Here is a 17,657-nt window from a genome sequence, read left to right as displayed (position 1 = left end):
ATTCATGCCAAGGCCTCCACGCCGCGGGCGAACAGTTGGCCGCGCTCTTCGTAGTTCTTGAACATGTCGAAACTGGCGCACGCCGGTGACAGCAGCACTGCGTCACCCGGCTGGGCCAGGGCTTGGCATTGGGCAATGGCGTCGTCCAGGGACGTGGCGCGCACTTGCGGCACGCCGTCACCGAGGGCGGCGGCGATCAAGTCGCTGTCACGGCCCATCAGCACCACGGCGCGGCAATGCGCAACCACCGGGCTTTTGAGGTCCTTGAAGTCAGCGCCTTTGCCGTCGCCGCCGGCGATCAGCACCAGCTTGCCTTCGATGTCGGCGCCAAGGCCTTCAATAGCAGCCAATGCAGCACCGACGTTGGTGGCCTTGGAATCGTTGTAATAGCTGACGCCATTGAGGTCGCGGACCCACTGGCAGCGGTGCTCAAGGCCGGCGAAAGTGCGCAGGCTGGAAAGCATCGCATCGAAGGGCAGGCCTACAGCATGGCCCAGCGCCAAGGCCGCCAGGGCATTGGACTGGTTATGCGCACCACGGATTTTCAGTTCGCGCACCGGCATCAGGTTCTGGAATTCGAAGGCCAGGTATTTCTCGCCGTTCTCTTCGCGAATGCCGAAGGCTTTAAAATCAGGTTTACCCAGGCCGAAGGTCCAGCATGGCAAGCCCTCGCCCATCAGCGGACGGCTCAAGGCATCCTGGCGGTTGACCACCACTTGCTTGGCACCCCGGAAGATCCGGTGCTTGGCCAAGTGGTACGCCGGCAGGCCGCTGTAACGGTCCATGTGGTCTTCGCTGACGTTCAACACGGTGGCGACTTCGGCGCCCAGGTCGTGGGTGGTTTCGAGCTGGAAGCTCGACAGTTCCATCACGTACAGCTCGACGTCATCGCTGAGCAGGTCCAGCGCCGGTGTGCCGAGGTTACCGCCCACGGCCACGCGCTTACCGGCGGCAACGGCCATCTCACCGACCAGCGTGGTCACGGTGCTTTTCGCGTTGGAGCCACTGATCGCCACGATTGGCGCCTTCGCGTTACGTGCGAACAGATCGATGTCGCCGGACAGCTTAACGCCACGCGCCGCAGCCGCTTGCAGGGCCGGTGTCGCCAAGGCCAGGCCCGGGCTCACGTAGAGCTCATCAGCGCGGCACAGAAACTCGACATCCAACTCGCCACAACGCACTTCCACGTGCGGGTAGTCACGGCGCAGCGTGACCAGCTCCGGTGGATTTTCCCGCGTATCAGCCACGGCAAACGACGTGCCCCGGTTCGCCAGGAAGCGAACCAGGGACATGCCGCTCTTGCCGAGGCCGACAACGATGCGGAAGTGGTCTGAAGCGATCAGGGACACTCGTTTCTACCTCAGTTTCAGGGTGGCAAGGCCGACCAGTACCAGAATCACGGTGATGATCCAGAAGCGGACGATCACGCGTGGCTCGGGCCAGCCCTTGAGTTCAAAGTGGTGGTGAATCGGCGCCATGCGAAATACGCGGCGCCCGGTCAATTTGAAGGAAGCCACCTGGATGACCACCGACAGGGTTTCCATCACGAACACACCGCCCATGATGAACAGCACGATTTCCTGGCGAACGATCACCGCGATGGTGCCCAAGGCCGCGCCCAGCGCCAGTGCGCCGACGTCGCCCATAAAGACTTGTGCCGGGTAGGTGTTGAACCATAGGAAGCCCAGGCCAGCACCGATCAGCGCGCCGCAGAACACAATCAGTTCACCCGCGCCCGGTACATACGGAATCAGCAGGTATTCAGCGAATTTCACGTTACCCGACAGGTAGCAGAAGATGCCCAGCGCACCGCCAACCATCACCGTCGGCATGATCGCCAGGCCGTCGAGGCCGTCGGTCAGGTTCACCGCGTTACTGGAGCCGACGATCACGAAGTAGGTCAGCACCACGAAGCCGATGCCCAATGGGATGCTGGCGTCCTTGAGCATCGGGATGATCAAGGTGGTCTCGACCGCGCTTGGCGCTGTCGTGTAAAGGAAGATCGCAGCGCCGAGGCCGAACACCGACTGCCAGAAATACTTCCAGCGGCTTGGCAGCCCCTTGGAGTTTTTCTCGATCACTTTGCGGTAGTCATCGACCCAGCCGATGGCGCCGAACAACAGGGTCACCAGCAGCACCGTCCAGACGTAGCGGTTATGCAGGTCAGCCCAGAGCAAAGTGCTGATGCCGATGGACGACAGGATCAGCGCGCCGCCCATGGTCGGGGTGCCGGATTTTGACAGGTGCGACTGCGGGCCGTCATTGCGAACCGATTGACCAATTTGCAGGCTCTGCAGGGTGCGGATCATCCACGGCCCCAAGAACAGCGACAAAGACAGCGCAGTCAGCACACCCAGGATCCCGCGCAGGGTCAGGTACTGAAAGACCGCGAAGCCTTTGTGGAACTGTTGCAGATACTCAGCCAGCAGCAGCAGCATTAATGTCTCTCCGTACTTGAGCCACACAAGGCCGCGACGACGTTTTCCATCACCGCGCTGCGCGATCCCTTGATCAAAATGGTTGTGTTTTTGTGTTGTTCAGTCGAAGCCAGTGCCTGGATCAGCTCGGCCTGGGTTGCGAAATGCCGTGCACCAAGACCGAAGGCGTCAACGGCGTAAGCCATGTTCGGGCCGACGGCGTAGAACGCGTCGACTTTGCCGCTAGCGTAAGCGCCGACTTCACGATGGGATTGTTCGGCCCAGTCGCCCAGTTCGGCGATATCGCCCAGCACCAGCACCTTGCGCCCGTCGAAGCTTTTGAGCAGATCGATGGCCGCGCAAACCGAGGACTGGTTGGCGTTGTAGGTGTCGTCAATCACGCGCATGCCGTTGGTCGCCAGTTGCGCAACCGTGCGGCCTTTGACCGGCTGCACCGCGCCTAGACCGGTGGCGATACCAAACAGCGACACACCCAAGGCATGCGCGGCAGCGGCAGCGGCCAAGGCATTGGCGACGTTGTGGTTGCCCAGCAGATTCAGTTGCACGTGCTCGCTACCTTGCGGGGTGTGCAAGGTGAAGGACGGGCAGCCACGGGCGTCGACGATGATGTTGGAAGCGTGGAAGTCAGCTGCCGCGTTCAACACGGCAAACGTCAGTACCTTGCGACCGGCGGCGCGTATACGCCAGGTCTCGAAGGCTTTGTCGTCGAGGTTCAATACAGCTGTGCCGGACGCATCGAGGCCTTCAAGGATTTCGCCCTTGGCTTCAACGATTTTCTCCGGGCCACCGAACTCACCCACGTGGGCGGTGCCGGCGTTGTTGATAATCGCAACGTGGGGCTTGGTCAGCGCCACGGTGTAGGCGATTTCGCCGACGCGCGAAGCACCCAGTTCGATCACCGCCGCCGTATGTTCCGGGGCCAGTTCGAGCAGGGTCAGCGGGGCGCCGAAATCATTGTTCAGGTTGCCACGGGTGGCAAGCACCGGCCCGCGCGTGCGCAGGACACCGGCGAGCAATTCCTTAACCGTGGTTTTGCCGCTGGAGCCGGTGATGGCTGCAACCGGCTTATTAAAGGCGGCGCGGTTCAGTGCACCCAGCTGGCCTAGGGCCAGGCGTGTGTCAGCGACCAGCAATTGCGCCAAGGTGGAGTCCGCCACTTCGCGCTGCACCAAGGCACCCACGGCACCTTTGGCGGCGACGTCGTTCAGGTAGTCGTGACCATCAAAACGCGGGCCCGCCAAGGCTACAAACAGTTGCCCAGGCTTGATGTTGCGGCTGTCGATACTGACGCCGTCGAAACTGCAGTCGCTCGACACTACGCGGGCCGACAAGGCCTGGGTCAGTTCGCTGAACGTCATCGCTTTAAGCATGGGCGACCTCCCAGGCGGTCAGGGCGTGATCGGCCTCGACCAGATCGGAGAAGGCATGGCGTTCGCCGTTGATTTCCTGATAGTCCTCGTGACCTTTACCGGCCAGCACCACCACGTCGTCAGCACTGGCGCTGGCGATCAGTTGGGCAATGGCAGCGCCACGGCCGGCGACGAAAGTAGCCTTCGACGCATCTTTGAAGCCAACGCGGATATCGTCGAAAATCTGGCTCGGCGCTTCGCTGCGTGGGTTGTCGTCGGTGACGAGTACGCCATCGGCCAGGCGCTCGACGATCTCGGCCATCAACGGACGCTTGCCGCGATCACGATCACCGCCGCAGCCGAACAGGCACAGCAGCTTGCCCTTGGCGTGTGGGCGCAGGGCTTCGAGAACTTTTTCCAGGGCGTCCGGGGTGTGGGCGTAATCGACCACTACCAGCGGCTGCGAGCCGCCACCCAAACGCTGCATGCGACCGACCGGGCCTTCCAGCTTGGGCAGCACACGCAGGATTTCATCCAGCGCGTAATCCAGGCCAAGTAGTGCGCCAATGGCGGCCAGCACGTTGCTCAGGTTGAAACGCCCCAGCAAGGTGCTGCGCAAGTGGTGTTCGCCCTGAGGCGTGACCAACGTGGCGAGCACGCCTTCGTCATTAAATTGGGCATCGCGGCAGTACAGGTACGCGCTGGAATCTTCCAGGCTGTAGCTGATCAGGCGCGCTTCGCTGTCTTGCGCAGCCAACTGGCGACCGAATGCGTCATCCAGGTTAACCACCCGGCACCTCAGATCATTCCAGGCAAACAGCTTGGCCTTGGCGGCGGCGTAGGCCTCCATGGTGCCGTGGTAGTCGAGGTGATCGCGGGACAGGTTGGTCATCACCGCCACGTCAAAGGCCAGTGCCGTCACGCGGCCCTGGTCCAGGCCATGGGAGGACACTTCCATAGCAACCGCCTTGGCGCCGGCCTTTTTCAGGTCGGCCAAGGTGGCTTGCACGGCAATCGGGTTCGGCGTGGTGTGCAGGCCGCTTTGCAGCGCGCCATAAAAGCCGGTGCCCAAGGTGCCGACAATGCCGCAATGCTGGCCCAGCAGGTCAAGGGCTTGCGCGACAAGCTGGGTCACGCTGGTCTTGCCGTTGGTGCCGGTCACGCCGATCAGGTTCAGTTGACGGCTCGGGTCACCATAGAAGCGCCCGGCGATATCCGACAGCTGCGCAGCCAGGCCCTTGACTGGAATCAAAGGCACGTCAGTGATCGGCAGCACGGTGGCGCCTTCCACTTCGTACGCCACGGCGGCAGCGCCGCGTTGCAGGGCATCGGCGATGTGCGCACGGCCGTCGAACTTGCCGCCAGGCACGGCCAGGAACAGGTCACCGGCGCGCACATTACGGCTGTCCAGGCTCAACTCGCGAATTAGCAGATCGCGTCCGGCGTGGGCAAAAATCTTGTTCAAGCTAAGAGACATCAGCCGCGCCCTCCATTGGCTTTGGCAGCGGCGGCCGGTGGTCCGGCGTTCGCTTGTTGGGTGGGCGGCAGGTTGTCCGGCGTGATGTTCATCAGGCGCAACGTCCCGGACATCACTTTGCTGAACACCGGCGCCGACACCAGGCCACCGAAGTAACCGGCCTTGCTCGGTTCATCAATCACGACAACGATGGCGTAGCGCGGGTCGCTCATCGGGCCGAAGCCGGCGAACAGCGAGCGGTACGAGTTTTCGGCGTAGCCCTTGGTGCCCACCGACGTTTTACGCGCGGTACCCGACTTGCCTGCCACGTGATAGGCCGGCACCTGGGCACGGAATACACCGCGCGGCGCTTCGATCACTTGTTGCAGCATGCCTTGGATGGTCTTGGCGACGTTTTCCGGAATCACCTGGGTGGCTTTCGGCGCTTCGTCGACGTGAATAAGGCTCAGTGGAACCATGCGGCCATTATTGGCCAATACAGAGAAAGCATGGGCCAGCTGGATCGCGGTTACCGATAGGCCGTAGCCATAGGAAAGCGTGGCGGTCTCAGCTTTTTTCCACTCGCGGTAGTTCGGCAGGTTGCCCACGCGCTCGCCGGGAAAATCCAGGCCGGTAGGCTGGCCCAAGCCGATTTTTTGCGCCAAGTGGTAAATGGTTTCGCCGCCGATATCAAAGGCAACTTTACTCATGCCCACGTTACTGGAGTTGATCAGGATACCTGTCAAATCCAGCACCGGACCTTCGGTGCGGGACACGTCACGAATGGTGTATTTACCCAGTTGCAGGGTGCCCGGGTATACCTCGACTTTGTCGCTCGGCTTCCAGCGCCCGGTCTCCAGGGCGGCACTCATGGAGATGGCTTTCATGGTCGAACCGGGTTCGAACACGTCGATCATCGCGCGGTTGCGCATCATCGCCGGTTGCAGGTTGCGACGGTTGTTCGGGTTGTAGGTCGGCTGGTTGACCATGGCGAGGATCTCGCCGGTCTTCACGTCCATGATCACCAGGCTGCCGGCCTTGGCGCCGTTCTCGATGATTGCGTTACGCAGCTCGCGGTTGGCCAGGTATTGCAGGCGCAGGTCAATCGACAACGCCAAGGGCTTACCGGCCTTGGCGTTTTTGGTGACTTGGACATCCTTGATCAGTCTGCCGCGCCGATCCTTGATGACCTGCCGTTTACCAGGAACCCCGGCCAGCCATTCATCGTAGGCGAGCTCCACCCCTTCACGGCCGTGGTCATCGATGTCGGTAAAGCCAACCATATGGGCGGTGGTTTCACCGGCCGGGTAGAAACGACGAAATTCCTCGATGCCATAAACACCGGGGACTTTAAGGTCGAGCACTTGCTGACCTTGTTCAGGGGTGAGCCCGCGAACCAGGTAGATGAATTCTTTATTGGCCTGGGCTTCCAGGCGTTCAGACAAGGCTTTTGGGTCCTGGCCCAGGGCGGCGGCGAGCGCCGGCCACTTGTCCTTGGCCACCTGCAATTCTTTGGCGTTGGCCCACAGGGTGGTCACCGGCGTACTCACGGCCAGAGGCTCACCGTTACGGTCGGTGATGAGGCCGCGGTGCGCAGGGATCGGGATATGCCGCATGCTACGGGCATTGCCCTCGCCGATCAGGAACTCACGGTCGATCACCTGCAGGTCGATGATCCGCCAGGCAATCGCGCCCACCATCAATGCCAGCAAGCCCAGCATGAGACGGAAGCGCCATGGGTAGAGTGCGCCCTCAAGTTTCATCATGGCGCCACCATGCGAACTTCGGCCGCGCCCGGAATGTGCATTTTCAGCTGCTCGGTGGCCAGCACTTCGATGCGGCTGTGCGCGGTCCAGGTGCTTTGCTCGAGGATCAGCCGGCCCCACTCCGCCTGCGCTTTATCACGCACGCTCAATTCCCCGTACAGGGTATTGAGCAATTGGCGGTTGTAGTGGGCGCTGTAGGACACCGCAATCGCGGACACCAGCACGCCGACAAACAGCAGCAACATAAAGAAGCTGCCGCCCGGGAGGGGCTTGGCGAAAAGCTTGCTCACCGCAGCTTCTCCGCGACGCGCATAACGGCGCTACGGGAACGTGGGTTGGCCTTGAGTTCCGCTTCGGAAGCGAACTGCGCTTTGCCATGGATTTTGATTTTCGGCACAAAGGCTTCGAAACGTACCGGCAGGTTACGCGGCAGGTTATCGGACTCGCCCTTGACCAGACGACGCATGAACAACTTGACGATGCGGTCTTCCAGGGAGTGGAAGCTGATCACAACCAGGCGACCGCCCACTTCCAAGGCTTCCAGTGCGGCTTCGAGGCCGGCTTCCAGATCGCCCAATTCGTTGTTGACGTGAATGCGCAGGCCTTGGAACGCGCGGGTCGCCGGGTTCTTGCCCTTTTCCCAGGCAGGGTTGGCGACTTTCAGCACTTCGGCCAAGTCGGCGGTGCGTTCGAACGGCTGGATTTCGCGGCGCTCGACCACGGCACGGGCCATGCGACCGGCGAAGCGTTCTTCGCCGTATTCCTTGAATACACGGGTAATTTCTTCATGGGGCGCGGTGGCGATGAACTCCGCCGCACTGATCCCACGGGTAGGGTCCATGCGCATGTCGAGCGGGCCGTCGTTCATGAAACTGAAGCCGCGCTCCGGGTCATCGAGCTGCGGCGAAGACACGCCCAGGTCGAGCAAAACCCCGGCCACCTTGCCTGCCATACCGCGCTCGGCGACTTCGGCACCCAGCTCGGCAAAGCTGCGCTGCACAACGACAAAGCGGCCGTCTTCGGCCGCTAGCGCTTGCCCGGTGGCAATCGCTTGGGGGTCTTTGTCAAACCCGAGGAGTTTACCGTCGGGCCCGAGCTGACTGAGGATCAACCGACTGTGCCCGCCCCTGCCGAAGGTGCCATCCAAATAGCAGCCATCCGCGCGTACGGCGAGAGCCTCAACGGCTTCGTCAAGCAGTACGGTGATGTGGTTAAAGCCGCTATCAATAGTCACAGGATCAAATCACGCAGTTCATCAGGCATAGCGCCCGGTTGTTGAATAGCAGCCAGGTCAGCTGCAGAAACAGCATCCCAGGCATCTTCGTCCCACAATTGGAACTTGTTCAGTTGGCCGACCAGCATTGCGCGCTTATCCAGCTTGGCGTAATCGCGCAGACGCGGAGGCACCAGGAAGCGCCCACTGCCATCGAGTTCGAGGTCGACGGCATTACCAATCAGCAAACGCTGCAGGCGGCGGTTTTCTTCACGCAATGAAGGCAGAGCGCGCAACTTGGTTTCGATCAACTCCCACTCATCGAGCGGGTAAACACATAAACAAGGGTCAACGGCATCGATCGTGATGATCAACTGCCCGGAACTTCGCGAAATCAGCTCGTCGCGATACCGGCTCGGCATAGCGAGACGGCCTTTTGCATCGAGACTGATAGCGTTAGCTCCGCGAAACACAGATGCGTTTCTCCAAATTTTAGCGTTTTACGTTCAAAAAACCCACTTTGTGCCACTTTCCGCCACTTGCGCACACTATAGGAATGCGCCCACCACACCGTCAAGGCACGGATTCAAGGAAAAGCCTTACAGAACGGAGATTTAGGAACGCAAAAGGAGGAGAAACGCGAGTTCTGCGATGTTTTTGACTCAACAATCGCAAATAGCTCATAGAGCTACGGCTTGAAGTTAAAGTAATTTATTAAGAGTAAGATTTTTTTGGTATTACGAAGACGCATCTGCCAATGATTTGGCAGGGAGGGATTCTTGCGTTACTACCGGGTTTCTGCCCGAGATTCGGACAAAAGGAAAAAAGGTGGAGAGTCGATCTGTAAGCCGGGTTCTGTCTTGAACAGTCATTCGTCTACGATGGCCATCACTGGACATCTTTAGCAACCTACCCGGTCCCAGCGCGGGCCACGCCTTGGGACCCTATTTGGTCTTGCTCCAAGTGGGGTTTACCTAGCCACGAACTGTTGCCAGTCGTGCGGTGCGCTCTTACCGCACCTTTTCACCCTTACCGGCACCGAAGTGCTTAGGCGGTTATTTTCTGTGGCACTTTCCGTAGGCTCACGCCTCCCAGGCATTACCTGGCACTTCGCCCTATGGAGCCCGGACTTTCCTCCCCCCCCTAATTTTCATAGAGGGCAGCGACTGTCCAATCGACTCTCCGCCGCGAAGGTTAACGGCACGGCGGGCTGAGGACAAGTATTAAAAGTGCGCCAATGCCATCACGTTCAGACGGAATACCGCTTTGCCCCCGGAACTATTCGGCCTTCTGTTTATCCAGCGCGGCTTGATACAACACATTCTTGCGTACGCCGGTAATTTCGGCCGCCAAGGCTGCAGCCCGCTTGAGCGGCATTTCCTTGAGCAGCAAATCGAGAATACGCATGGCCTCGCTGCCCACCGCATCTTCGTCTTCCGGAGCCGTCCAGCCAGCCACCAGCACCACGCACTCGCCGCGCTGCTGGTTGCTGTCGCCCTCGACGAAGGCACGTAGCTCCTCCAGCGGCAGGCCTTTGAGGGTTTCGAAGGTTTTAGTCAGCTCACGCGCCAACAGCGCAAGGCGCTCGCCGCCGAAGACCAGTTCCATGTCTTGCAGGCATTCAAGGATGCGGTGCGGGGCTTCATAGAAGATCAGCGTGCGCGGCTCTTCCTTCAAGGCCTGCAGACGCGCGCGGCGCCCAACGGTCTTGGCCGGCAGAAAACCCTCGAAGATAAAGCGATCCGACGGCAACCCGGCTGCTGATAATGCAGCAATCAGCGCGCACGCCCCCGGAACAGGCACTACATTGATACCAGCAGCACGCGCCTGTCGGACCAAGTGGTAGCCAGGATCGGAAATCAGCGGAGTACCGGCATCGGAGATCAGCGCCACATCGTCACCGGCCAGCAAGCGCGTGATAAAACGGCTGCCCTCTTCGCGCTCGTTATGCTCGTGGCAGGCGGCAAGTGGCGTGCTGATACCAAAGTGCTGCATCAAACGCTGGGAGTGTCGCGTATCTTCCGCCGCGATCAGTTTTACCTCGCGCAACACTTTCAGCGCCCGAGCACTGATATCGTCCAGGTTGCCAATGGGCGTCGCCACGACAAAAAGCGAGCCTGCAGTGGAATTCAAAGGACCTGGAGCAGTCAAAACGCACACCTCGATGGTTGGGAAAAGTCGCATTGTAGCGCGTAGACGCCTCGATACTATGCCTCCGAGGTCGGCCGTCTATACCTGCCGGCAACATTTGTACGACCTAAATTGACGGTTTCACGCCAGTAACATCGCGCCTGGGCCAGTGCTTGGGTACAATTCCACGCTAACTTGATCGGTATCAGGAACACTTACATGATCGCTTGCCTGCGGCTGCTCTCCGCCCTCTGCCTCGCTGCCTTATTGGCCGCTTGCGCCAGCTCGCCCTCGTCCAGCCTTGGCGAACTCCCCCGGACCCCGGATGCCAGTATCGAGCAACTGCTCGAACAGGCGACCTCCGCCAATACGCCAGAAAAGGCCGCGATGTTGCGTCTGAGTGCGGCAGACCTGGCCTACCACCAGAACAACCCAGGCCGTTCGTCGCAGATTCTTGCGCAAGTGCCCCTGGATGTCCTGAAGCCTGCCGCGCAAGTATTTGCCAGTACGCTGGCTGCCGAACTGGCGATGACTCGCAACCAGCCCAAGGCTGCGTTGACGGCGCTGAACCATCCCAGCCTGCAAAGCCTGAAGGAGCTGCCGACCGACCAGCAGATCCGTACGGGCACCGTGCATGCCCGCGCCTATGAAGCCGATGGCCAGACCCTGGCTGCCGCGCGTGAGCGTGTCGCCATGGCCCCGCTGCTGACGGGCGACGCCGCGGCCAGCAACCACGACGCCATCTGGTCGCTGATTGCGGCGCTGCCGGCTGAACAACTGCAAGCCAGTGGCAACCCGACGCTCGACGGCTGGATCAGCTTGGCCAAGGCGGTCAAGGGCGCCGGAACCCTGGAGCAACAACAAGCCGCCATCGATACCTGGCGCGCGCAGAACCCAGGGCATCCAGCGGCCGTCAATCTGCCAACCCCGCTGACCAAGCTCAAGGAACTGGCCAGCCAACCGCTGAACAAGATCGCTTTGCTGCTGCCGCAAGAAGGTCCGCTGGCAGGTGTCGCCAAGGCGCTGCGCGAGGGCTTCATGGCCGCTCACTACCAGGCCGAACTAGCCGGGCAGAAGCCGCCGGTCATCGAGTTCTATGACAGCTCGCGCATGTCCTCCATTGACGACTTCTATGCCAAGGCCCAGGCCGCTGGCGTGCAACTGGTGGTCGGCCCGCTGGAAAAACCGCTGGTCAGACAACTCGCCTCGCGTGGGCAATTGCCGATCACAACCCTGGGGCTGAATTACAGCGAACTGAATGAAAACCCGCCGCAACTGTTCCAGTTCGGCCTGGCCGCTGAAGACGAAGCCCGTGAAGTCTCGCGTCGCGCCCGCGCCGACGGCCTTCACCGCGCCGCCGCCATGGTGCCCAAAGGCGAATGGGGCGAGCGTGTCTACAAGGCCTTCCGCCAGGACTGGGAAGCCAATGGCGGCACCGTCGTCGGCGTCGAGTACGTCGACCAGCCAGTGGCCCTCGCCCAGCAGATTGCCGAGCTGTTCCAACTGCGTAAAAGCGAAGGCCGCGCCAAGAGCCTGCAAAACACTGTTGGCACCGACGTAGCGGCCCAACCATCGCGCCGCCAGGACATCGAGTTCATCTTCCTGGCTGTGACGCCGCAACTGGCCCAGCAGATCAAGCCGACCCTGAACTTCCAATACGCCGGTGACGTGCCTGTGTATGCGACGTCCCACGTGTTCAGTGCCAGCGGCGACAAGAACCAGTACCTGGACATGACCAACGTCATGTTCTGTGAAACCCCTTGGTTGCTCAACACCACTGACCCGCTGCGCAACCAGGTTGCCGCACAATGGCCACAGGCCAATGGCAGCCTCGGCCGTTTGTACGCGATGGGCGCCGACGCCTACCGCCTGGCACCTCGCCTGGGCCAACTCAAGGCGCTGCCGGATACGCGCGTTGACGGCCTCTCAGGCAGCCTGGGCATCGGCGGCTACCAGCGCGTTGACCGCCAGATGCCGTGGGCGAAGTTCGTCGGCGGCGACATTCAACGCCTGCCGGACACCCCGCGCTGATGCCCGAGCGGTCCAGTGCACAAAGCGGCAAGGATGCCGAACTTCAAGCTCTCCAGTATCTGCAACAACAGGGCCTGCGCCTCCTGGCGCAGAACTGGTTGTGTAAACGCGGTGAGCTTGATCTGGTCATGCTTGACGGCGATACAGTAGTATTCGTCGAAGTCCGCTACAGAAAACACGCACAATGGGGTGGCGCGCTCGCCAGTATCGACGGGCGCAAGCGTCAGAAGCTGATACTCGCCGCGCAGTTTTTCCTGCAAAAAGAGCATCGCTGGGCTGACTCCCCCTGCCGTTTCGATGTGGTTGCCATAGAAAGCACACCGTCTGGCCACGCTGATCTGAACTGGCTGAAAGATGCCTTCGACAGCTGATTCACCGGACATTTTCACCACACACTTTTGCTCTTTGCTTTGCGGGCTGCACACACCTGTGCCAAACAGCCGCGCTACTTAAGGTCACACAGATGGACATGCAATCCCGAATTCGCCAGCTTTTCCAGGCCAGCATCGACACCAAGCAACAGGCGATGGACGTACTTGCACCGCACATCGAGCAAGCCAGTCAGGTCATGGTCAATGCCTTGCTCAACGAGGGCAAAATGCTTTCGTGCGGCAACGGCGGTTCGGCCGGTGATGCCCAGCATTTCTCCTCCGAGCTGCTCAACCGCTTCGAGCGCGAGCGCCCGAGCCTGCCGGCCATCGCCTTGACCACCGACACGTCGACGATTACCTCGATCGCCAACGACTACAGCTACAACGAAATTTTCTCCAAGCAGATCCGCGCCCTGGGCCAACCGGGTGACGTGTTGCTGGCGATTTCCACCAGCGGCAACTCGGCCAATATTATTCAAGCGATCCAGGCCGCACATGATCGCGAAATGATTGTCGTAGCATTGACCGGACGCGATGGCGGCGGCATGGCCTCGCTGCTGTTGCCGGAAGACGTGGAGATTCGCGTCCCGGCCAATGTCACCGCACGCATTCAGGAAGTCCACCTGCTGGCGATCCACTGCCTGTGCGATCTGATCGACAGCCAACTGTTCGGGAGTGAAGAATGACCGTTAACCGCCTCAGCCTTTTGGCCATTACGCTGTGCCTCGCCATTAGCGGCTGCAGCACGGCAATCACCGCGACACGCGACACACCCATTCAGGATGACCGGGGCACACGCACTTTCGGCAGCAAGATTGATGACTCGCTGATCGAAACCAAGGTAGAAGTCAACGTCGCCAAGGCTGCTACAGACCTGGGCAACGGCGCATCGCGCATCGTCGTGACCAGCTTCAACGGCGTGGTGCTGCTCGCTGGCCAAACCCCGCGTGCCGACCTCAAGGCCCAGGCTGAACAAGCAGCCTCGACCGTGCAACGGGTGAAGAAGGTCCACAACGAACTGCAAGTCATGGACCCGATCACGCTGCTGGCGATCAGCAACGATGCCTTGCTGACCACCAAGATCAAGGCACAGATGCTCACCGACAACGCCATTCCGGGCTCGCGCATCAAGATCGTCACCGACAACGGCATCGTCTATATGATGGGCCTGCTGACCCAGGCGGAAGCCACTCGGGCGTCCAACTTGGTACAGGGCGTGTCAGGCGTGCAGAAGATCGTGAAAGTGTTCGAATACATCGATTGATGTAAACGACAGCCACAAAAAAGGGCGCCGTGCATTGACTGCACGGCGCCCTTTTTAGTGGCCTGCGTTTATTGGTACTGCTGGTACGGGTTGCCTTGGAACTGGTTGTTCTGCGCAGGCGCCTGCTGCTGCTGCTGGCCAGGCTGGCCGTACTGCTGGCCTGGGATCGGGCCGAGGTTAACCTCGACGCGACGGTTCTGGGCGCGGCCATTCACGTCGGCGTTGCTGGCAATCGGGTTATCCGGGCCGGCACCGCGTGCGCTCAGGTTGGTCGGGCTAACGCCTTGGGACGTCAGGTAGTTGGCCACGCTCTGCGCACGGCGCTGGGACAGGTCCATGTTCAGCTGGCGGCTGCCAGTGCTGTCGGTGTAGCCGACGATCTGGATAGTGTTCTGGTTGAACTGCTTGAGCGAGTTGGCCAGGTTGTTCAGCGGGGTGTAGAAACTGCCGGCAATATCCGCCGAGTTAGTAGCAAACGTGATGTTGCCCGGCATGATCAGCTTGATCTGGTCGCCTTGGCGCTGCACTTCAACCCCAGTGTTGGCCATGCTTTCACGCAGTTTCTTTTCCTGCTGGTCAGCGTAGTAGCCGTAGCCGGCAGCACCGAGGCCGGCGATGGCACCCCCTATCAGCGCGCCCTTGCCGCGGTTGTTATGGTCGATGGCTGCACCGGCTAATGCACCGGCGAGGGCACCCAGGCCGCCGTACTTGGCGGTTTTGCTGATACCGCCTTGCGAACCGTTATTAGCCTGCCCCTGGCTGCCGTCATAAGGATTGGGTGAGGCGCAGCCGGACAACAGGGCTACAGCGGTAGCAACAACAAGAAGACGACGCGGAGTAAACATGAAGGGAGCTCCTACTTTTTCATTCTGTGGTGCAGAGGACATTGGCAATGGGCCTGTGCCGAGTTTTGAACGCGACAAACGGTAAAAATTCCGTGGCGGTTTCCAGAGCAGCGACAAAAGGCCGGCCACGTTTGCTGCTTTGGAAAACGTAGCAGACGTAGGCTGAACGCGGGCTGTGTTTTCGCAAGCGGGGTGTATTTACGTGATGGCGGATATGGGCTGAGCCCTTACGGCGGGTCACTTTTGGAAAAGAGCCCGATTCGAAGCTCAGTACATCCGGTAAAGGGTGTACTGCTCTTTAGGCTGTACTCGGTCAAATGTGGGTGCTGGCTGGCCTGCGATGCAGACACCTCGGTGTATCAGGCATAACCAGATGACCTCGAATGGAACAATTCGATAACAATCAGGATGACCCATTCAACCACATGGCAGTGCGGGCGGGAGATATCATCTTTGTTCTTCCTCCCACGTCCGGAGCAAGACACTTAGGTGCAGCCATCTTTGTTGAGTAACGTCAGGCAGATCGTCTAAGACAGAGTCAAAAGACTTTGCTTCTTAAGATCGTGATGCGGGGATGTCCTTCCATGCTCACTGAACCTGATGAGCATTTTCCGTTGCATGCAAATTTCGCATGCAAACCAGAACGCCTTTACGTTTCCACCTTCAGCTAATTATGGGTAACGTTTCCCTGGCAGCAGGTGTCCGCCCGCGTCCATTCGACATAACAATAATTCAGTTGAGGTAAGCCCCATGGAAAGTTTCCCCCGCTATCCACCTAGCCCATTGGGTGCTCAAACATCTGAGTACCAAAGCCCGAGCATTCTTTCCACGCCAACTATATCGGCCCTACTACTGGCTTGGTACAAAACTTATTCCCTGGGCCCATGAGCGCGAAAGGAGTTGCGATTCTACTTTTTGTTGCCCGTTTTGCGAAGCTTGCGAGAGTTCCACAATTAATAGGATTTCTCTCAGACGCCCTGCCCACCTAATTAGTGAACCCGAAAGTTCGCTACGATTCGTCCTTTTAGGCTGCGCATTTACTGGATCCTGGGCTGCCTATCACTACTGGGCAGCAGCGTACTATCTAAACATGGAGCTTAGAACATGATTAAACCTATCTTGCCTTTGCATATTCCGCATGCTGACATCGCCTATTTATCTAGACCCTTGTCCGGTAGCGCACACGTCACGTTGGGCTGGAGTATACCGGATAACGGCGTGTCGCCACTGTGCGCGGGTTTTACCAACTGGGATGGCGATGAGTCTCCTTTCAAGACCTTGGATTACGATGAAATTATTTTAGTGCTTGAAGGTTGCTTTGGTTTTGAACTTGAGGACGGTCAACGGTTTGTAGGTGGACCGGGCGACACGTTGAGAATATCGAAGTGGACACGGGTACGCTATTTTGGTGAGTGTGCCAAAGCATTTTTCGTCATTACTCCACCCGCCCAGTTAAACTTAGCAGAGCGAAAAATATATGCAGATCAAACTTCGCCCGAATGACGACTGTACTAATGGCTGGTCGGCAATTCTGCATCCCCGAACGCCTGCTCCTGCTCTAAAAGAAGCGATCAATGCCGACTGGCTGGTCATCGGCGCAGGTTTTGCCGGGTTGGCGACGGCACGTCGTCTTGCGCAAAACTGTCCTAATGATCGTATTATCATCTTGGAAGCGGGTGTTGCCGGCGACAATGCCTCAGGGCGTAACTCGGGTTTCGCGATCGACGTGCCGCACAATGTCGGGAGCTCAACCGCCGAGCTTGAAAAAGCCGTCAACTACAAGCGTTTAATGAACGCCGGCATCGCTCACCTCAAAGAGGTCGTTGATACGCATTCCATTGACTGTAGCTGGAGTCAACGCGGTAAATATCACTGTGCTGCATCCGCTAAACTCGTTGACTCTCTGCTCAAACACCATGCTGAAGAATTGGAGAGGCTCAAAGAACCTTACGTATGGTTCGATCGCGATCAGTTGCGCGAAAGGCTTGGGACGTCCTTTTTCCGTTCGGGCATCTACACGCCGGGATGCATTCTTTTAAATCCTGCTGCCTTGACCCGAGGCTTGGCGGACACCTTACCCAATAACGTTGTGTTGTATGAAAACAGCCCTGTTACGTGGCTGGATTTCGAGGGGAAAGTGCATGCCAAAACAGCGTTCGGAGAGGTGCGGGCTCGGAAACTCATTCTTGCGAATAACGGAAGTATCGGCCAATTACCCGGCTTCGAACGGCAATTATTTACAGTGGCTTCATATGCAAGCCTGACGCACCCTTTAAGTGAAGAACAAAGGTTGCGACTGGGCAACATCGAAGAATGGGGCGTCACACCTGCTAATGCTATTAGCGGGGCAACAATGCGCTTTACGCAGGATCATCGTCTTCTTATTCGACAGCAATTCGATTACACCCCATCAATGAGCGTCACCGAACAATCAAGAATTCACGTTCGCGGGCAGCATCGGGACGTTTTTCTTTCGCGTTTTCCGGAGTTGAGCAATGTTCAAATGGAACATTTCTGGATGGGTTTTTTTAGCATTACACGAAATGGATCCCCGCGTTGGGGGCGGGTAAGGTCCAATACTTATGCGGCGGCGGGCTGTAATGGCGTGGGAATCTCAAAGCAAACTGTTTCTGGGGTAACACTCGCGGATCTGGCGTGTGGCATTGAAAACCCGTTGATTGACGACATGTACGCTTTGGGGGAGCCTACACGCTTGCCTCCCCGGCCATTATTGGATTTGGGTGTAAAAGCCTACCTCGCCAAGGAGTGTTGGAAAGGGCGAAAAGAATACTGA

General features: G+C 59.1%; 16 protein-coding genes and 1 other RNA gene. 6 read left to right on the top strand and 11 right to left on the bottom strand.

Annotation, left to right across the window (positions count from 1 at the left end; translation table 11 throughout):
• Positions 1-2: 2 nt before the first annotated feature.
• The 10 genes from murD to rsmI form a co-directional block, all read right to left on the bottom strand.
• A complete protein-coding gene (gene murD / locus K0P33_RS06330; protein ID WP_242154514.1) occupies positions 3-1,349 on the bottom strand; it encodes a UDP-N-acetylmuramoyl-L-alanine--D-glutamate ligase in 1,347 nt (448 codons plus the stop codon).
• Positions 1,350-1,355: 6 nt separating this feature from the next.
• The gene (gene mraY, locus K0P33_RS06325; protein ID WP_094951289.1) at positions 1,356-2,438 is read right to left on the bottom strand and encodes a phospho-N-acetylmuramoyl-pentapeptide-transferase; all 1,083 of its coding nucleotides are present in this window, start codon (positions 2,436-2,438) and stop codon (positions 1,356-1,358) included.
• Positions 2,438-3,808: a UDP-N-acetylmuramoyl-tripeptide--D-alanyl-D-alanine ligase gene (gene murF / locus K0P33_RS06320; RefSeq protein WP_242154512.1), complete on the bottom strand. Its 1,371-nt coding sequence runs from the start codon at positions 3,806-3,808 to the stop codon at positions 2,438-2,440. The genes mraY and murF overlap by 1 nt, the downstream gene beginning before the upstream one ends.
• Entirely contained in the window at positions 3,801-5,264 is a 1,464-nt protein-coding gene (locus tag K0P33_RS06315; protein ID WP_094951287.1) for a UDP-N-acetylmuramoyl-L-alanyl-D-glutamate--2,6-diaminopimelate ligase, read from the bottom strand. The genes murF and K0P33_RS06315 overlap by 8 nt, the downstream gene beginning before the upstream one ends.
• Positions 5,264-7,006 carry a penicillin-binding protein 2 gene (locus tag K0P33_RS06310; protein ID WP_242156001.1) on the bottom strand — a complete coding sequence of 581 codons (1,743 nt, stop codon included), beginning with the start codon at positions 7,004-7,006 and terminating at the stop codon, positions 5,264-5,266. Before K0P33_RS06310 ends, K0P33_RS06315 begins: the two co-directional genes overlap by 1 nt.
• Complete coding sequence (ftsL, locus tag K0P33_RS06305) at positions 7,006-7,299, bottom strand: cell division protein FtsL (RefSeq protein WP_003216203.1); 294 nt, start codon at positions 7,297-7,299, stop codon at positions 7,006-7,008. The genes K0P33_RS06310 and ftsL overlap by 1 nt, the downstream gene beginning before the upstream one ends.
• Positions 7,296-8,237 carry a 16S rRNA (cytosine(1402)-N(4))-methyltransferase RsmH gene (gene rsmH, locus K0P33_RS06300; RefSeq protein WP_242156000.1) on the bottom strand — a complete coding sequence of 314 codons (942 nt, stop codon included), beginning with the start codon at positions 8,235-8,237 and terminating at the stop codon, positions 7,296-7,298. Before rsmH ends, ftsL begins: the two co-directional genes overlap by 4 nt.
• 2 nt (positions 8,238-8,239) lie before the next feature.
• Positions 8,240-8,695: a division/cell wall cluster transcriptional repressor MraZ gene (gene mraZ / locus K0P33_RS06295; protein WP_122427928.1), complete on the bottom strand. Its 456-nt coding sequence runs from the start codon at positions 8,693-8,695 to the stop codon at positions 8,240-8,242.
• Between the two features lie 355 nt (positions 8,696-9,050).
• Positions 9,051-9,404: RNase P RNA component class A (gene rnpB / locus K0P33_RS06290), an RNA gene on the bottom strand.
• Between the two features lie 96 nt (positions 9,405-9,500).
• Positions 9,501-10,406 (bottom strand): 16S rRNA (cytidine(1402)-2'-O)-methyltransferase, encoded by a 906-nt coding sequence (gene rsmI / locus K0P33_RS06285; RefSeq protein ID WP_176462944.1) that lies wholly within the window; start codon positions 10,404-10,406, stop codon positions 9,501-9,503.
• A 165-nt stretch (positions 10,407-10,571) separates the two neighbouring features.
• Here rsmI and K0P33_RS06280 point away from each other — a divergent pair, with 165 nt between their 5' ends.
• The 4 genes from K0P33_RS06280 to K0P33_RS06265 all read left to right on the top strand — a co-directional run bounded on the left by K0P33_RS06280 (position 10,572) and on the right by K0P33_RS06265 (position 14,018).
• The gene (locus K0P33_RS06280) at positions 10,572-12,383 is read left to right on the top strand and encodes a penicillin-binding protein activator (RefSeq protein WP_242154510.1); all 1,812 of its coding nucleotides are present in this window, start codon (positions 10,572-10,574) and stop codon (positions 12,381-12,383) included.
• On the top strand, positions 12,383-12,754 hold the full coding sequence (locus tag K0P33_RS06275) for a YraN family protein (protein ID WP_094951282.1): 372 nt from the start codon (positions 12,383-12,385) through the stop codon (positions 12,752-12,754). The genes K0P33_RS06280 and K0P33_RS06275 overlap by 1 nt, the downstream gene beginning before the upstream one ends.
• Before the next feature lie 92 nt (positions 12,755-12,846).
• Positions 12,847-13,440, top strand: a complete 594-nt coding sequence (locus K0P33_RS06270; protein WP_003216190.1) for a phosphoheptose isomerase — start codon at positions 12,847-12,849, stop codon at positions 13,438-13,440.
• Complete coding sequence (locus K0P33_RS06265; protein ID WP_094951281.1) at positions 13,437-14,018, top strand: BON domain-containing protein; 582 nt, start codon at positions 13,437-13,439, stop codon at positions 14,016-14,018. The genes K0P33_RS06270 and K0P33_RS06265 overlap by 4 nt, the downstream gene beginning before the upstream one ends.
• A 68-nt stretch (positions 14,019-14,086) precedes the next feature.
• Here K0P33_RS06265 and K0P33_RS06260 read toward each other — a convergent pair whose 3' ends face one another.
• Positions 14,087-14,863, bottom strand: coding sequence for an OmpA family protein (locus K0P33_RS06260; protein WP_242154508.1), 777 nt, complete (start codon positions 14,861-14,863; stop codon positions 14,087-14,089).
• A 1,104-nt stretch (positions 14,864-15,967) separates the two neighbouring features.
• Between K0P33_RS06260 and K0P33_RS06255 the strand changes: the two genes are divergently transcribed.
• Both K0P33_RS06255 and K0P33_RS06250 read left to right on the top strand, forming a co-directional pair.
• A complete protein-coding gene (locus K0P33_RS06255) occupies positions 15,968-16,366 on the top strand; it encodes a hypothetical protein (RefSeq protein ID WP_242154506.1) in 399 nt (132 codons plus the stop codon).
• Positions 16,341-17,657, top strand: a complete 1,317-nt coding sequence (locus K0P33_RS06250) for an FAD-binding oxidoreductase (RefSeq protein ID WP_242154504.1) — start codon at positions 16,341-16,343, stop codon at positions 17,655-17,657. Before K0P33_RS06255 ends, K0P33_RS06250 begins: the two co-directional genes overlap by 26 nt.

Origin of the sequence: Pseudomonas sp. ArH3a, assembly GCF_022648765.1 — a bacterium.
Lineage (GTDB): Bacteria > Pseudomonadota > Gammaproteobacteria > Pseudomonadales > Pseudomonadaceae > Aquipseudomonas.
This window is presented reverse-complemented; position numbering and strand designations above follow the sequence as displayed.

What these genes read in the sequence shown, in the direction of transcription:
- K0P33_RS06315 (WP_094951287.1), bottom strand. Translation starts at nt 5,264, where the DNA reads ATGTCTCTTAGCTTGAACAAGATTTTTGCCCACGCCGGACGCGATCTG.
- K0P33_RS06265 (WP_094951281.1), top strand. Translation starts at nt 13,437, where the DNA reads ATGACCGTTAACCGCCTCAGCCTTTTGGCCATTACGCTGTGCCTCGCC.
- K0P33_RS06310 (WP_242156001.1), bottom strand. Translation starts at nt 7,006, where the DNA reads ATGAAACTTGAGGGCGCACTCTACCCATGGCGCTTCCGTCTCATGCTG.
- K0P33_RS06275 (WP_094951282.1), top strand. Translation starts at nt 12,383, where the DNA reads ATGCCCGAGCGGTCCAGTGCACAAAGCGGCAAGGATGCCGAACTTCAA.
- K0P33_RS06260 (WP_242154508.1), bottom strand. Translation starts at nt 14,863, where the DNA reads ATGTTTACTCCGCGTCGTCTTCTTGTTGTTGCTACCGCTGTAGCCCTG.
- K0P33_RS06280 (WP_242154510.1), top strand. Translation starts at nt 10,572, where the DNA reads ATGATCGCTTGCCTGCGGCTGCTCTCCGCCCTCTGCCTCGCTGCCTTA.
- murF (WP_242154512.1), bottom strand. Translation starts at nt 3,808, where the DNA reads ATGCTTAAAGCGATGACGTTCAGCGAACTGACCCAGGCCTTGTCGGCC.
- K0P33_RS06270 (WP_003216190.1), top strand. Translation starts at nt 12,847, where the DNA reads ATGGACATGCAATCCCGAATTCGCCAGCTTTTCCAGGCCAGCATCGAC.
- K0P33_RS06255 (WP_242154506.1), top strand. Translation starts at nt 15,968, where the DNA reads ATGATTAAACCTATCTTGCCTTTGCATATTCCGCATGCTGACATCGCC.
- K0P33_RS06250 (WP_242154504.1), top strand. Translation starts at nt 16,341, where the DNA reads ATGCAGATCAAACTTCGCCCGAATGACGACTGTACTAATGGCTGGTCG.
- rsmI (WP_176462944.1), bottom strand. Translation starts at nt 10,406, where the DNA reads ATGCGACTTTTCCCAACCATCGAGGTGTGCGTTTTGACTGCTCCAGGT.
- mraY (WP_094951289.1), bottom strand. Translation starts at nt 2,438, where the DNA reads ATGCTGCTGCTGCTGGCTGAGTATCTGCAACAGTTCCACAAAGGCTTC.